Source organism: Enterococcus sp. AZ079 (assembly GCF_050547255.1).
GTDB lineage: Bacteria > Bacillota > Bacilli > Lactobacillales > Enterococcaceae > Enterococcus_D > Enterococcus_D casseliflavus.
Genome location: NZ_CP172955.1, coordinates 3,122,925 through 3,137,708 on the forward strand (window position 1 = coordinate 3,122,925; position 14,784 = coordinate 3,137,708).

Consider the following 14,784-nt stretch of genomic DNA (forward strand, 5'->3'; position numbering starts at 1 on the left):
TCAATAAAAACTAAAAGAATTGAGGTAATTTATTGTGACAAACGTTGACACTTTGCCAAACGTCGAAAAAATTATCGTACTTGATTACGGTAGTCAGTACAACCAGCTGATTACACGCCGTATTCGTGAGTTCGGTGTTTTCTCAGAATTATTGAGCCACCGCATTACCGCTGAAGAAGTAAAAGCGATGAACCCAAAAGGGATCATCTTATCTGGCGGACCAAACAGCGTCTACGACGAGAACTCTTTCGGCATCGACGAGAAAATTTTTGAGTTAGGCATCCCAGTTTTAGGGATCTGTTACGGCATGCAGTTGATTACTTATAAATTAGGCGGAAAAGTTGAACCTGCCAAAAACCGTGAATACGGCAAAGCAGAATTGGAAGTCACTTCTGATGCAGCGGCCCTTTTCCAAAACACGCCCGCAACCCAAACCGTGTGGATGAGCCACGGAGACTTGGTCACTCAAGCACCTGCAGGATTTGATGTCGTGGCAACGAGCAAAGATTGCCCGATCGCTTCTATCCAAGATGCCGAGCGCAAAATGTACGGTATCCAATTCCACGCAGAAGTTCGCCATTCAGAATACGGCAACGACTTATTGCGTCACTTTGCCATTGACGTTTGTCAATGTACGGGTGATTGGACAATGGACAACTTCATCGATATGGAAATCGCAAAAATCCGCGAACAAGTGGGCGACAAAAAAGTCTTGCTTGGTCTTTCAGGCGGGGTCGATTCTTCTGTCGTTGGTGTTCTTTTACAAAAAGCGATCGGCGATCAACTGACTTGTATTTTTGTTGACCACGGCCTCTTGCGTAAAGGCGAAGCCGAGCAAGTAATGGAAAGCTTAGGCGGCAAATTCGGCTTGAACATCATCAAAGTTAATGCCAAAGAACGTTTCCTATCAAAACTTGCTGGGGTTTCTGATCCTGAAGAAAAACGCAAGATCATCGGAAATGAATTCGTGTACGTCTTCGATGATGAAGCAACCAAACTAGCTGGCGAAGAAGGCGTTTCTTTCCTTGCCCAAGGAACCCTTTATACCGACGTCATCGAATCAGGAACCGAAACTGCGCAAACCATCAAATCTCACCACAATGTGGGTGGTTTACCTGAAGACATGCAATTCAAATTGATCGAACCATTGAACACCTTGTTCAAAGACGAAGTCCGTGAATTAGGGACTCAACTTGGCATGCCAGACAGCATCGTATGGCGCCAACCATTCCCTGGACCAGGTCTAGGCATTCGTGTCCTTGGCGAATTGACAGAAGAAAAACTAACGATCGTCCGCGACTCGGACGCAATCTTGCGGGAAGAAATCGCAAATGCCGGCTTAGACCGCGACATTTGGCAGTACTTCACCGTCTTACCAGGCATCCGCTCCGTCGGTGTCATGGGTGATGGCCGGACCTACGATTATACCGTCGGCATCCGTGCAGTCACTTCAATCGATGGCATGACCGCTGACTTTGCCCGCATCCCATGGGAAGTCCTACAAAAAATCAGCGTCCGCATCGTCAACGAAGTCGCACACGTCAATCGGATCGTGTACGATATTACGAGCAAACCACCTGCTACTGTGGAGTGGGAATAAAGAGCCAATATAATAAGGATGGGGAATGCCTATAAATCAACATTCTTCAGTTTTAAAAGAGCTTGATTTTCATTAAAAATGATATGATTCCCTACCATTTTCCCTACCAAAAATTGGTAGGGATTTATTCTTATAAACCAAGTCTATTTACCTATCATATAAAGATTGATTATTTAAAAATTCACATAGATTTTTGAGGTGAAAAAAATGAACCTATCTAATGTACCAATTGATAAAACCGATATTAATCAAAGTCTGCTAGATATATCAGATAAATCTAGAACAAGCAATTTTTCATGGAAAGGGCAGTTTTCTCCAGAATTCATTGAAGCTATACTAGAAAAATATACTGACAACAACAGTGTACTATACGATCCGTTTTTAGGATCTGGAACTGTAGTATCTGAAAGTTTAAACAGAGACCTAGAGGTCTGTGGAATTGAATTAAATCCAGCAGCTTACCATATGGCAAAATTTTACGAACTAGGTAACTGTTCAACTCGTTATAGAAATGAGTTAATAAATTATTATGATAAAAGACTAAATAATATAATGACAGAGAAAGACTTTACAGAATTTATTGACTTTTGCAAACATCCTAATCTTGAAACAACTTACAATAACATTGCTAAATTGCTGTTAATCCTAAGTGATCTTAATAAAAACGAATTGAATATAACTATATTGTCTAACAAATGGGGTAAATTGAAGGAATTAATTAAACGTTTACCCTACTCAAAAAAGAAAATAGATGTACTTTTAGGGGATTCAAGAAGAACAAAATTCAAAAGTAACTATGCCACTATAGTCCTAACTTCCCCTCCTTATATTAATGTGTTCAATTATCACCAAAACTATAGAAAATCTATCGAATTTTTGGGATATGATGTACTCAATATTGCAAAATCAGAATTTGGTTCAAACAGAAAACATAGAGGAAATAGATTCTATACTGTTATTCAGTACTCTATAGACATGGCATTGTCAATTTTAGAATCTCTAAGAATTAGTAAGATGGATGCAAGACTCATTTTTATAGTTGGAATCGAGTCAACGGTGCTAGGTCACAAATTTTGTAATAGTCAAATTATTTTCGATATATTTAACAGCATATTCAATTGTCCACTATTATTGAGACAACAAAGAGTTTTTAAGAATAGATATGGCATAATAATAAAAGAAGATATTTTACACTTTGCAAAAAAAGTAGATGTTACTTTGAGCAAAGAAGAAATAGTAACAATGGCTAGAAAAATTGGAGTACAAGAATTAAAAAAAGCACTTTCTGATAATGATCCTAAAAGAGATTTGATAATGGATGCTATAGAAAAATCTAATAATATAAATGAATCGGAGTTGAATAACCATGGTTAGAGGAGTACATGGGGAGAAATTGATTGCAGTTCTGAATAGTAAAAAATTACCCGAGGTAGACAAAGACAGGATATTGTTAGCTATCAAAAATTATGATTCTTGGATTGAATCTATGAACCTGATTTCTTCAGGCGACATTGGTGAAATTGTTGAATTGATGGTAGATTTGCTAAATAAATACAAGAACTTCTTAGATTTAAATATAATTTACGATTCTCCCGAAAATTTTCTTTATAGACAGAAAGGTCAATTAAAGATTGATAATACTGTAATTGAAGAATTCTTACCCATATTGGTTTCGAAATGTTTAGAAAGTAGAGATGGCATAAATAATGAGATTCAAATCTCTTCTCAAGCCAAAGTATATTCGTCCGTTCATTTTTCTTCTTCTTTAAATACTCCCAAGTTAGCCGGTGGAATGGAAATAAAATCTAAAGATCAAGATTTTTCCATGAGTCGGAAACTTTATTTAAAAGCTTCTTATAGTAATAATTTTCCAGATTCTGAAAGTGATATTTTATCAACAAACTTGGGATATATTTTAGCTGAAATAAAAACAAATTTGGATAAAACAATGTTCCAAGAAGCATCTGCAACAGCTAGAGATGTTAAAATGGCAGTTACTGGCGCACGATACTTTCTACTTTGTGATTTTTTGGATATGACACCCATAAGTTCATCAACAACCTATATTGATGAAATTATCATTTTCAGAAAAGCTAAAAGACTCCCATCAAATAAACGAAGTTCATTTGCAACGTATGAGGGAAGGATGTACAACAGAGATTTTTATGAAAAATATTTATACGATCATCCCTATGACACAGAACTAATGTTGCGTTTCGTTAACTATATTTTAAAAGAAATTGCTAACATTGATCTTGTTGAAGATGACGTCATTGATATCGGCTATTTCTAGTATATGACTATTCTTAAATAGGAATAAAGAGCCACCATAATATGTATGGGGAATGTCTATAAATCAACATTATTCAGTTGTTGAAGAGCTTGATTTTCATTAAAAATGATATGATTTCCTGCCATTTCCCCTACCAAAAATCCCTTGTCAGACTAACGTTTGACAAGAGATTTTTCTTTTTTCACTACTTTTCTTAAAGGGATTCTGTACTCCACAAATTTATTCGAATACTTTTCCATACCTTTCAACGTACCTTTTTTCTAATTCATCTTCCAGTAAGTACATCTGCTAATTCCATATTTACTAATCAATCCGTTTTCAAAATTCTTCATAATGTGGATCATTTTACATTTTTTTCAAATATACCACCATACATATAATAAGATGCAGACCAAAATGGTATCAACAAAAAAAGACGCTTCACAAACAGTGTTGTGAAACGTCCGAAACATTGATATATAAGAAATATTAACGGTTGAACAAAGAACCTTTACGAGCCTTTTTGAGACCTGGTTAGCCCAACTATTTTTTCAATCAGTTCAAAATGCTTTACTAGTAACAATTTAAAGAGTTTTAAACATGAAAAACTTTAATGACTTTCAATTTGTTTGAAAGCAATATTGTCAATTACTTGCAAGCCAAACCGACACTGTTGAATGCATACACATAAAGCATTGGCTGGGAATAAAGAGCTAACATATTATGGATGGAGAATTTCTATAAGCCAACATTGAGTAGTTCTTGGAAATTTGATGGTATCTGATTTAACACAAAACGCTTTACATCAGTATTTTTGAGTTTGTTAAAAAGCTGATAATTGTTAATAAAACTTGTTCGAGAAGGTCAAAAGTATGGTCAAAAAAATACTCGCCAGTGTATCATCTCTCAATAATCATCACTTCTATAGTTCATAGTTACTTTCTAAATTAGCAGAATAGCCATATACTGACCATCTTAACGCAAAACATAACATTGCATTTTCTAATATTGACATACACTATAGGCGGCTCATTTGGATTAATATCACTTATTTTTAAGAGGTGATTTGAATGAAAGATAAATGAACAACAGATAAAATGAAAGGCAAAGCGAAAGAAGTTGCTGGTGATGTAACCAATGACAAAGAAACAAAAGTAGAAGGACTTTTAAATCAAGCCATTGGTAAAGTTAAAGAAGTTGCTTCTTATGTAAAAGAAAAAACAGAAAAGTAATTGAAGACGTAAAAGACAAAGCTACACAGGTTGTATCTGAACAATTTGACAACCTAAAAACAAAAGATAATCCTGCCTATGAAGAAACCTTTTACAAAACAATTAGAATCAATCACCTTAAAACGAGATGTCAATGATTATTTTTATGTTTCCAAAAAATATGATCCAAATACCATCAAATACAAATTCGAACGATTCGAATGGAGTGGTAGTACAATTGCCCAAGAAACAACAAATACAGGGAATATAAATAAAAAAGGTCAAACAGGACAAACTATTGCCGGTACGGCAATATTAGGGTCTACAGGAGGAATTATTAGCAGTTCTGGAAAACGGAAAAGTAAAGTTAAAACTAAATCAATCACAAAGATAAAAGAAATCGGCAGCGAGGGAACAATATTTTTACAAAATTTAGAAGATAACTCTATAAAAGAAGTAAAAGTTTTTCTTTATTCTTCACAAGCAAGCAATCTAGAACGCTTTATTGTAAATGTAGATTACAGAAAAGATACTAATGTCGGAAAATCAAATGAACATTCTTCTACACAACAATTAAAAGAACTGAAAGAATTACTTGATTTAAGGATTATTACACAAGAAGAATTTGAATCAAAGAAAAAAGAAATTTTAGGAATTTAACTATATCCTAAAATGATGAAAGAAAAGTGATATAATGATCCAAACCAAACTTACAAGATTCAAAGTAAAAACAGGAAAAACTGCTACAGTTGATGAATAGATGACTTTTTTAAATGATCATATTAAAGAAACTCTGTTAACCTTAGAGAATGAAAAAATGTTTATTGAAACTATCTTTAGAGAGCAATTTGATGGCATAGAATATCTTTACTGGTATTCAGTTCAAGGAAATGGCGGAAATCGTGTTGAGAATTCAGAAAATTGGATTGATAAAAAACATTTAGAGTATTGGGATGAATGTATAAGATTCATCATATAAACCAATTGACTTGGCTGCAGAAGTTGTAACGATACCTGATAAAATACGTATTAATTTGAACTAAAAATTTAAAGAGGAGACTTTTATGGTGAATTTGGCAATAGAAGATATTCAAGATTATCTATTCAATAAATATAAAGATAAAGTGTCACCCGAGAGTTTATTCATGAAATTAGTCGAAGAGATTGGAGAAGTAGCTGAAGCACTAAATCAGTTAAATGGAAGAAAAAATGGAAATAATACATCTCTCGAGAAAGAACTTGCTGATGTTGTTCACTACACTATCGCTATTGCAAGTGTTAGTAACATAGATTTAGCAGCAGTAATCTTAGAAAAAGACAAGAAAGCAGCTATAAAATATGACAGCACAAGCAATCTTGAAGAATTTATTTCAAACAAATAAAACAACCACTCCCGGAGAGGAGTGGCATAGTTAAATGAAAAAGTTTTTATAAGGTAGTTTAATTGTATTAACTATTTGAAATCGTTCAAATCATTTGCTCAAAAATAAACCACCCTCAAGGAGGGTGAGCCTGAAAAAAAGATATAAAATGAACTAGCCCCGGTCAAGGCTATACTTATATTCTACAAAATATCTTTTATTAATTCAACAAAAAGCCACCCTACTTTTAATAGGATAAAACAAAAAAATAAGTATGAAACAAAAAATATTGATCGGGTATGAACCTACACTGCACTTTTTATTAACCAAACCCAACCGATTATGACGATTTTCTAATCAATAATATCTAGTGAATAAAAATGATGATACAATAAATAGGAAGAGTATCAGGTACACTTCCCCAAGCTTCCCCCCGCCTGATACTCTTCATTGACGATATAATATCGCCATAAAAATTTTATATTAGAAGCTTTTTATAAGCAAGTAAAGAGAATACTCGTATATATTATGTATAAGCCCGCAGAAGCGGGCTATTTCTATATAAAAAAACTACCCACGCCGAAGAGTGGGAGATTTTGAAATAAGAATAAAGTTTTTGGATGTCATTATTTTAAAATACAAAATAAATTTTTCAGTTGTAATAATTTAAAAAGATTTAGACGGAAATTGATAATAAAAAGGTGAACTATTTTCTTTATCCCATGAATGAAAAATAAAATTAGTTGCATTTTTCTTATAAAAGAATCTCACGTATTAAAAACCTACAAACTGTAGATAAACCTTATATAAAAGTGAGGTTTGTCTTTTTTCTATGTAATATTCTTTAAACAAACGATAGGTTAGGCTCTTTGCCTTCAGGAAAACACTTTTTTTCTGTTCTGATCTTTTTTATTTTTGTTAACATTTTCTTATTAAGACACGCAAAATTAAACCCAATTTTCATGTGCATTTTTTCAATTTCTATTTAATTAGTATAGCGTAATCCATAAAATTCTTTTGCTGTCCCAAAAATTCGTTCAATGGTTTCCCTTTTCTTTTTATAAAGTTCTTTAAGCCAACTTTGATGGCGTATCTCTTTGTAGGTCTCTAAATATTCAGCCCAAATATATCTAGTGATTACTTTGCAAGATTTTTTGAGTTAGTACACTTAGATAACAAAGAAAAATTTTTGCCATCCTTTGGGTTGCTTTAAATATGGAATCAGATAAGCTTTGGAGGTTAATTACCCTATACTTATCCTTAAACCCATTTTTTTAATTCAAGATAAAAATCAAAAACTTTTTGGTTGATTCTAGACCACATATTTAAATGTTTTAATAAGTTGTGGTTTATCTCCTGATTCAGGGAAACTATTATTCTTCCAGTGTTTAATCAAAATTAGAGTGTTATTAATTTCTCCATAATTTCGGTTGAATATCCAAACACAACCTTGAATTACACTTTCGTAATTCTGAACATCGCTTGGACAGGATATGAGTAGATTGTATACTTTCATGTTTTTCAACATTATAACTAATCACTTCCTCGGAACTAAATATTCAAATCTATTTTCGTATCTATTATTTACTGATAAAGATAGATAGCAAACATTCTATCAAATTCCCCCTCTCTTTCCGGACATAAGTTTTTAATGCCTATTAATTAAAGTATTTTATAAAAGGGGCAAAAATTTTTAGTTTCTGTCCCTATTGATTCCAATTTAAATTACGCTGATTTTATTATAAAATACGTATCTTTATGGTTATTAGATTTTACAATTTTTCTGGTGCATATCTTGAATAGTTTGCATTATAAATATTTAGCTATTTCTTAGTTTTCTAAACTTCTTACCCAATTATCTAAAATCGTTACTGAATAACCCTTTTCAACAGTCCAACTACTACTAGATGAAATCGTTCCATCTTTAATATAAACAAAGGAAGGCGTTCCATTAATCTTATTTTCTAATTTAAAATTTTCCCATTCATTTTTATCATCAAAAATAGAAGTTATATCTACAAAGTATACTTTGTTTTTAAAATCTTTATTTTCATCCATATATTTAAGTAGATCTGGCTCAAAAGCATTACAATCTGAGCAATCTGGTCTTCTTATATAAGCTATGAAGTTTTGTTTTTTTTCACTAGATTTTTGTTTAAATTCCTGTGGAGATAGTTTTTGTATATTTGTTAGATCAATATCTCCTGATTGTTCTGTAATGCTTGATTCTTGTGAATTTTTACAACCAACTAGGAATGTTAAACAAAAAACAATTACAATTATTATTTTTTTCATTATACATTTAGTGAAGATTATTGAATATTCCATTTCAATCTTCACTTTCCTCCTTTTATCAAAATAAATTAGTTTTTGTGTAAATATATTTAATTTTTATTAGTGAAAAAATCCTTTAATTCACTTGAGCTTTTCTGTCCCTCTATTCTCGCTACAATTTTTCCTCTGTTAAATTCTAATATTGTTGGAGTTACCTGGATACCATAAGATTCTATTATTTTATCGTAATTATTTGAAGCGTCCTTAATATTTATAGCATAGACGTTCAAATCATTATCATCAATCACTTGATTCAGTGCGGGAGCCATTTTTTTACAAGCAGGACATTCCGGGTAATAAAAATAAACATAAATACTTTGTTTATCCATTATTTTTTCTTCTATAAATTTATCGGATTCAGTTAAATAGTTTTGACTATTTTTTGAGGCAAAGGCTATAGTAATAATCATCAGAGCGATCACAACAGTAAAAAAAGTAATATCAATTTTTTTTTTCATATAATAGTCTCCTATTTAAATAATAACTTTACACCGTAGCTGTCCAAAAAAACATCACTAATTATTGATTCATCAATTGATAACTCATGTTTTATAATCATTAAATCTTTCTCAAATAAAATATATCTTAATAATAAAATCTTATCTCTTAAATCAAACTTATCTTTATCTTCCTCACCTATAAGCGTGTCATAATTGTAAGAATATTTACTCAATGTCTCCTCAAGTCTTATTTTAGAACTTATGCGTTCAAAATAATTACTATCAATATCTTTTCCTAATGTCACATTAATCTTGATGGACACCCCTGATATCAAGTTGGGCCCATCCTCAATAACAATCCAGTCGATTTCTTTAGCTATTGGCTCATTCCATTTATCTAAAAATAGAAATGAATCAAAATAATTTTCGTTCACTAGATATCTTAAGCTTTTTTTTAATTCTTGGTTTTGATTAATAATATGATATGACGGATTTTTTGCGTATAATATATTTTGACCTTCATTACTAACAATACTCAAAGCGTAGAAAAAACTATTTATTTTTTTTCTTTCCGACGTTCTCTCTACATCTTGGCTTTCATCAAAATTTATAGTTGGGAAAAAAATGTAAGGTGTAATTAGTGTAAAAACAAACATGCTTAATGATGTACTTAGGGTCAGTTCATCATTTATTATCAAATAAGAACTCAAAAGCACGTAAAAGAGTACTGTAGTAATAGTAGTGAGAAAAAGAAGAACTACTAAATAAAAATTCTTAGAAACTATTTTATCTACTTTTTTCATTATATGATTATCGAAAAAAGATATTTCTCTATAATCATTAAACTTTGAAATCTTTAGTAATATATCTTTTTTTTCATTGCGTATTCTAGGAATCACATATTTCTGATAATCTGATTTTTCAAATTGAATTCTCAAAAATAAATAAGTACTTGCAATAAATTCAAGTGATATAAGCGTAAATAGATAGAAACTTTGATTCATTACTATAAAAATTATCGGAGAAAAAAAAGTATTTCTAAATAAATTTTTTCTCTAACATTATATAAAGTTTTGTTTTTTAGTTTGAAGAAAAAAAAGCATAGTAACATAATAGTTCCTATTGTTATAATCAACCAGTTTACAAGTAAAGATATTTCCAAGTTAAAATAAATAGAATAGTCAAATAAAAAAATGAAATTATAATATATTATGAAAAATAAACATGGTGCTGCTATCATTACCGTATATTGTCCAAATATTTTTTGTTTTTTTTCATTAATTTAACTTCTCCTCATTAACTTCTCTAATGAAATTTAGATCTACCCCAGGATAATTTGTTGAATTAATTCCGTGGTTAATAACTATGAATTTTGTTGTTAAGCCATTTAAGTTTTGCATAATTGAACTAAATAATTTTTTTTGAACATTCGATAAGGCTTCATCTATAATGATTAATTTGGGCTCTTTTAATAAAGCTTTTGCTAAAGTTAGTCTCTGCAGTTCGCCATGGGAAAATATAACTTCGTTATTGGAAATATTCTCATTAAAAATATAAGGATTGCACAATAATACATTATCTAATTCAACTATTTCCAGTATCTTTCTTATTTTTAGTTTTTCATAATTTCTTCCACCTACTAAATAATCATAAACCGTAGACTGGGGAAATTTGTCCTTGTTAGATAAGTATAAGATTTCTTCCCGCAAAAATACTTCACTATAATCTATTATATTATGGGAATTTATTTTAATTTCCCCTTTGTATTTTTTACTTGGTATAAATAAGTTTCGAACTAAGGTTGTTTTTCCAATACCGCTATCACCATTAAGAAAAACTATGTTTGATTCTTTAAAATCAATTACTAGATCCAAATTATTAAAGACAGCTTTGTTATCAAAATTTTGAGTGAATTTTTTAAAAGTGATCTGCTCAATGTGATGCGCTTCTTCAAATAAATCTTTGTTTAATTGTAAGGTTTCTAAAGGTTCTTGTATTTGTAACTCAATTACTCGATCAAAAATAGATTTGAATTTAAATAATTGTATTTGATTACTGCTGATGCTCAAAATTGTACTGACAAATAAACTACAAAGTGTGAGCCCCATTGTAAAGAACCCTATTTCAAGTTCACTGTTAAAAACCATATTCAAGCATATATAATATAAAACTCCTGTAGATAAAACTGAGACTAACTGCTGTGTACTACTTAGCGATAAGAAAAATTGAAAATTATATTTAGAGAGATTCAAATAATTCTTGAACATCGAGTTCATTCTTTCTCCTACATTATTACTATCTGAAAAATTAACAATATTTTCTTTACTTTCTTGAGTATCAATTAAATAGGTATTAAACTCGCTATAAGATTTTAAAACATTAAATGATTGGAATAAAAGTTTGTCTTTATTCATTATAGTTAATCCATATATCAAAACCGAGGAAATAATAAGAACTGGAAAAATGGATGCATTAAAAGAAATCATAATCATAGTAACTCCGATTAATGTGATTATACTTGCCAAGAGTGATAATACTAGTGAAACAAAGCCATCAATAGAATTTAAAATATCAGTAAGTCTCGACGATACATCACCAGATTGAAATTTCAGATTTCGAGCATTTAAGATACTGATAACGTAGTCTGAATTAATTTCTTTTTTATTTTTTGTGATAAAACAAACGATTTTTTCTGTGATATATAATTTGTAATTAAGTACCCAAAATCTATAAATACAAATATGAACAGGTATTTAGGAATTAAATACTTGAGATTCTCAAGATCTGACAAATTAGCTGCAATTTCATTGGTTAGCATACCAATCATTCCGGCATTAAAGATTGAAAAGCTCGAAATCACAAAGGTTAACATTAATAGACTGATTAAGCTAGATTTGAACATCCAAATATTCTTAAAAAAGGGACTGTCTAGATAGAATCTCTTACTACTAAACTTCTCTGCATTTATATTTTTTTTAAAATCTAAACTCAAAATCAATCTCACTTTTTTGAATACATCAATACTTTCCTCCGATAAGGTTTGCTGAGCTGGATCAGATATTAAAATTGAATATCGACTTATTTTATAAATAATAATAAAGTGATTTACTTCTGAAGTCTCTTCTAAAAGAGCAATACATGGACAGTTGATATTTTCAAAACCACTATTCTCTTCTAAATCTTCTTTAAATTTGGTCTGAAATAATTGTGTGGATATTCCTAAAGTTTCTAAATAACCTATAAAGCTTTCTATCGTTACTCCTCGATCGTTCATATCTAGTTCCGATTCAATGCTCTTTTTTTTTTGATAATATCCTAATGAACGTAATAATGAGTAAATAACTGTTGGTCCACAATCATTTCTATCTTCCTGCATTAAGTGAAAAGGTTTAATTTTCATTATTCTCATCACCTAATTTCCACACATAGCCATTTAAAAAATTGATATAACTTAAAAACAATTGGCTATCGTATTTTTGGTTCATTAATTCTTTCCAGAGCCTATTTGCTTCTTCATAATCCATTGTTTCATAAGACAAAATACCTTTAATTAGCTCTAAATGTCGCCCCTCCTTATCCATTGAATTAAGAAAATTATAATTTTTTTCAATATTTAACTCATATAACAGATCTATGAACTCACTTTTTGCCTTTAATATTGTAGATAGTGAATAATAATAGAATAGATCTGAGTTCTTTTTCCATTCAAAGGATAAGCTATTTAAAAATACCTTTATTTTATCAAATTCTTGAATTGAAAATAATATTTTTATATAGTTTAAAATTATCCCTTCAGTATACAAATTTTTTCCAGATTTTATAGAATTATTTGTATCTAACAATTTAAGTTCGATTAATTTTTTCAACTTTTCAGAATCCTCAACTAACAAAGCATCTCGTGTATAGAAATACAGCCACCTAAAATTTTCAGGCTCAATTTCCAGACATTTTTTTAAAAGAAATGTGTTTCTCATTTTTTTCTATAAGTACTTCTGGCTCATCATATCCTGTGTGTATAATTTTTATTGGCAAAGATATATTAAATCTCAGAAAATTTCTAGTTCTTAATTCTTCATGGCAATTACCAAAGTAATAAACATTCGACTTATTAAATATTCTTGGCATCAAATTGGTTTCTTCGTCACTACTAATAATTGTGGGATAAAAAGCTGCAGTATAGCCTTTAAAATTAACCGTATATAAATCTATATAATCCCTAATTGTCTGCTCTTGTCCTTCTAATAAAACTTCATCAGAGTCTAACATCATTATCCAATTTGTAGTACAATTTTGTATAAGAAAATTTCTTATAGAACTAAAATCATTATCCCAATCCTTATCTATAAGAACTATTTTTTCTGAATTTATATTTTTTATTATCTTTTTTGAGGAATCTTTTGATCCAGTATCTACAATTAAAACTACCTCACTTATTGACAAGGCAGACTTAACTGTTTTTAAAATTGTCTCTTCATTATCTTTAATCATGATGCAGGTGGTTAATTTTTTTATAGTTTTTGGAACATCCAACAATTTTCTTATATTTAAAATAGCATCATTACAAACGTCAAAACTCTTATTTTCAGAGTCATCTATGTTATACTTCTCCAATAATTCAATACGGTTATAAATAATATCTCTATTAGTACAATCAGTTTTATCCAATATTTTACAAAGATAGTTTTTATTAAAAAGAAGATCCAAATTTTCGCTTTTAAACAATATTTTCAACTCCAAACTGAAATGAGGTATGTATAAATGGATATTTTATCAAGAACAAATTTGTTAGTTAATGATTTACCTTCCCAAGAAAAAAGTTGCTCAATATATATTAAATAATTATCAACTTATTCCTAGGCAAACAATACACGAACTAGCATGTAAAGCTGGAGTGTCTTCTCCCACTGTATCCAGACTTGTAAAGAGAATGGGAATTAACTCCTTTTCTGAGTTTAAACTACGTATTTTAGAAAGCAACACAGAAAAAGTTTTTACGGATATGCATAAAGAGTTAAATTCAAGCGTGATAACAACTTTACAATTAATAATAGATAAGATTAATTTACAAGAAATTAAAATATTCCAAGATCAAATTCTTGCCGCAAAAAGAATACTAATATATATCAAGTCTGATAATATTACCATTGGAAAAAAAATTCAGAGATTTATGTTTGAAAATAACATTCCTGTTGTATTTCTTAGTGAGGAAAAGTTAGAGGATCTTTCGAACGAAAGTGACAGTTTAATCTTGACAATAGGTACAGCAGATAGAGTAAACTGGCAATTCCTAAAATATATAGAAGATAAATCACTTCAACAGTTAATAATTTCAAATACAGTTCCTCGTGCATTTTCTCCGAATGCTATTTTATCAAAACTAAATAGTATAGAAATTGATTTTGATTTATTTGTTTTAATACTCATAGAATTGCTTATTAATGAAATAACTTAATATTTGTTTTTAGGTAAAAAAGATAGTATTCACTTTCTGTAAGGATATGGATGATTTGAAGGCATATATCCGAGTTTTTCAACAAAAGAAACAAACGAATAGAATACGTACTAT

The 14,784-nt window shown here is 30.2% G+C and carries 13 protein-coding genes and 3 pseudogenes; 8 read left to right on the forward strand and 8 right to left on the reverse strand.

Annotation, left to right across the window (positions count from 1 at the left end; translation table 11 throughout):
- Window positions 1-34: 34 nt before the first annotated feature.
- From guaA to IGJ15_RS14880, 7 genes and pseudogenes are all read left to right on the forward strand, one after another.
- Complete coding sequence (gene guaA / locus IGJ15_RS14850; protein ID WP_010748605.1) at window positions 35-1,600, forward strand: glutamine-hydrolyzing GMP synthase; 1,566 nt, start codon at window positions 35-37, stop codon at window positions 1,598-1,600.
- A 207-nt stretch (window positions 1,601-1,807) separates the two neighbouring features.
- A complete protein-coding gene (locus IGJ15_RS14855) occupies window positions 1,808-2,974 on the forward strand; it encodes a DNA methyltransferase (protein WP_430599183.1) in 1,167 nt (388 codons plus the stop codon).
- Complete coding sequence (locus IGJ15_RS14860; protein WP_252704497.1) at window positions 2,967-3,893, forward strand: Bpu10I family restriction endonuclease; 927 nt, start codon at window positions 2,967-2,969, stop codon at window positions 3,891-3,893. The genes IGJ15_RS14855 and IGJ15_RS14860 overlap by 8 nt, the downstream gene beginning before the upstream one ends.
- Before the next feature lie 1,076 nt (window positions 3,894-4,969).
- Window positions 4,970-5,098 (forward strand): annotated as a pseudogene (locus IGJ15_RS14865) (CsbD family protein); the annotation flags it as partial.
- Window positions 5,099-5,182: 84 nt separating this feature from the next.
- Entirely contained in the window at window positions 5,183-5,743 is a 561-nt protein-coding gene (locus IGJ15_RS14870) for a hypothetical protein (protein WP_429946959.1), read from the forward strand.
- Between the two features lie 34 nt (window positions 5,744-5,777).
- Window positions 5,778-6,126: pseudogene (locus tag IGJ15_RS14875) on the forward strand (DUF6176 family protein).
- A gap of 21 nt (window positions 6,127-6,147) precedes the next feature.
- Window positions 6,148-6,465, forward strand: coding sequence for a MazG nucleotide pyrophosphohydrolase domain-containing protein (locus tag IGJ15_RS14880; RefSeq protein WP_252704494.1), 318 nt, complete (start codon window positions 6,148-6,150; stop codon window positions 6,463-6,465).
- Window positions 6,466-7,288: 823 nt separating this feature from the next.
- Here IGJ15_RS14880 and IGJ15_RS14885 read toward each other — a convergent pair.
- The 8 genes and pseudogenes from IGJ15_RS14885 to IGJ15_RS14920 all read right to left on the reverse strand — a co-directional run.
- Window positions 7,289-7,653 (reverse strand): annotated as a pseudogene (locus tag IGJ15_RS14885) (transposase); the annotation flags it as partial.
- A 621-nt stretch (window positions 7,654-8,274) separates the two neighbouring features.
- Complete coding sequence (locus IGJ15_RS14890) at window positions 8,275-8,784, reverse strand: thioredoxin family protein (protein ID WP_252704493.1); 510 nt, start codon at window positions 8,782-8,784, stop codon at window positions 8,275-8,277.
- A gap of 44 nt (window positions 8,785-8,828) precedes the next feature.
- Complete coding sequence (locus IGJ15_RS14895) at window positions 8,829-9,236, reverse strand: thioredoxin family protein (RefSeq protein WP_252704492.1); 408 nt, start codon at window positions 9,234-9,236, stop codon at window positions 8,829-8,831.
- 11 nt (window positions 9,237-9,247) lie between these two features.
- The gene (locus IGJ15_RS14900) at window positions 9,248-10,021 is read right to left on the reverse strand and encodes a hypothetical protein (RefSeq protein ID WP_430599184.1); all 774 of its coding nucleotides are present in this window, start codon (window positions 10,019-10,021) and stop codon (window positions 9,248-9,250) included.
- A gap of 474 nt (window positions 10,022-10,495) precedes the next feature.
- On the reverse strand, window positions 10,496-11,959 hold the full coding sequence (locus IGJ15_RS14905; RefSeq protein ID WP_430599465.1) for an ATP-binding cassette domain-containing protein: 1,464 nt from the start codon (window positions 11,957-11,959) through the stop codon (window positions 10,496-10,498).
- Window positions 11,842-12,618, reverse strand: a complete 777-nt coding sequence (locus IGJ15_RS14910) for a cysteine peptidase family C39 domain-containing protein (protein ID WP_430599185.1) — start codon at window positions 12,616-12,618, stop codon at window positions 11,842-11,844. The genes IGJ15_RS14905 and IGJ15_RS14910 overlap by 118 nt, the downstream gene beginning before the upstream one ends.
- A complete protein-coding gene (locus IGJ15_RS14915) occupies window positions 12,608-13,084 on the reverse strand; it encodes a hypothetical protein (RefSeq protein ID WP_430599186.1) in 477 nt (158 codons plus the stop codon). The genes IGJ15_RS14910 and IGJ15_RS14915 overlap by 11 nt, the downstream gene beginning before the upstream one ends.
- A 67-nt stretch (window positions 13,085-13,151) precedes the next feature.
- Window positions 13,152-13,940, reverse strand: coding sequence for a glycosyltransferase (locus IGJ15_RS14920; protein WP_430599188.1), 789 nt, complete (start codon window positions 13,938-13,940; stop codon window positions 13,152-13,154).
- A gap of 70 nt (window positions 13,941-14,010) precedes the next feature.
- Here IGJ15_RS14920 and IGJ15_RS14925 point away from each other — a divergent pair, with 70 nt between their 5' ends.
- Window positions 14,011-14,670 carry a MurR/RpiR family transcriptional regulator gene (locus tag IGJ15_RS14925; RefSeq protein WP_430599189.1) on the forward strand — a complete coding sequence of 220 codons (660 nt, stop codon included), beginning with the start codon at window positions 14,011-14,013 and terminating at the stop codon, window positions 14,668-14,670.
- Window positions 14,671-14,784: the final 114 nt, after the last annotated feature.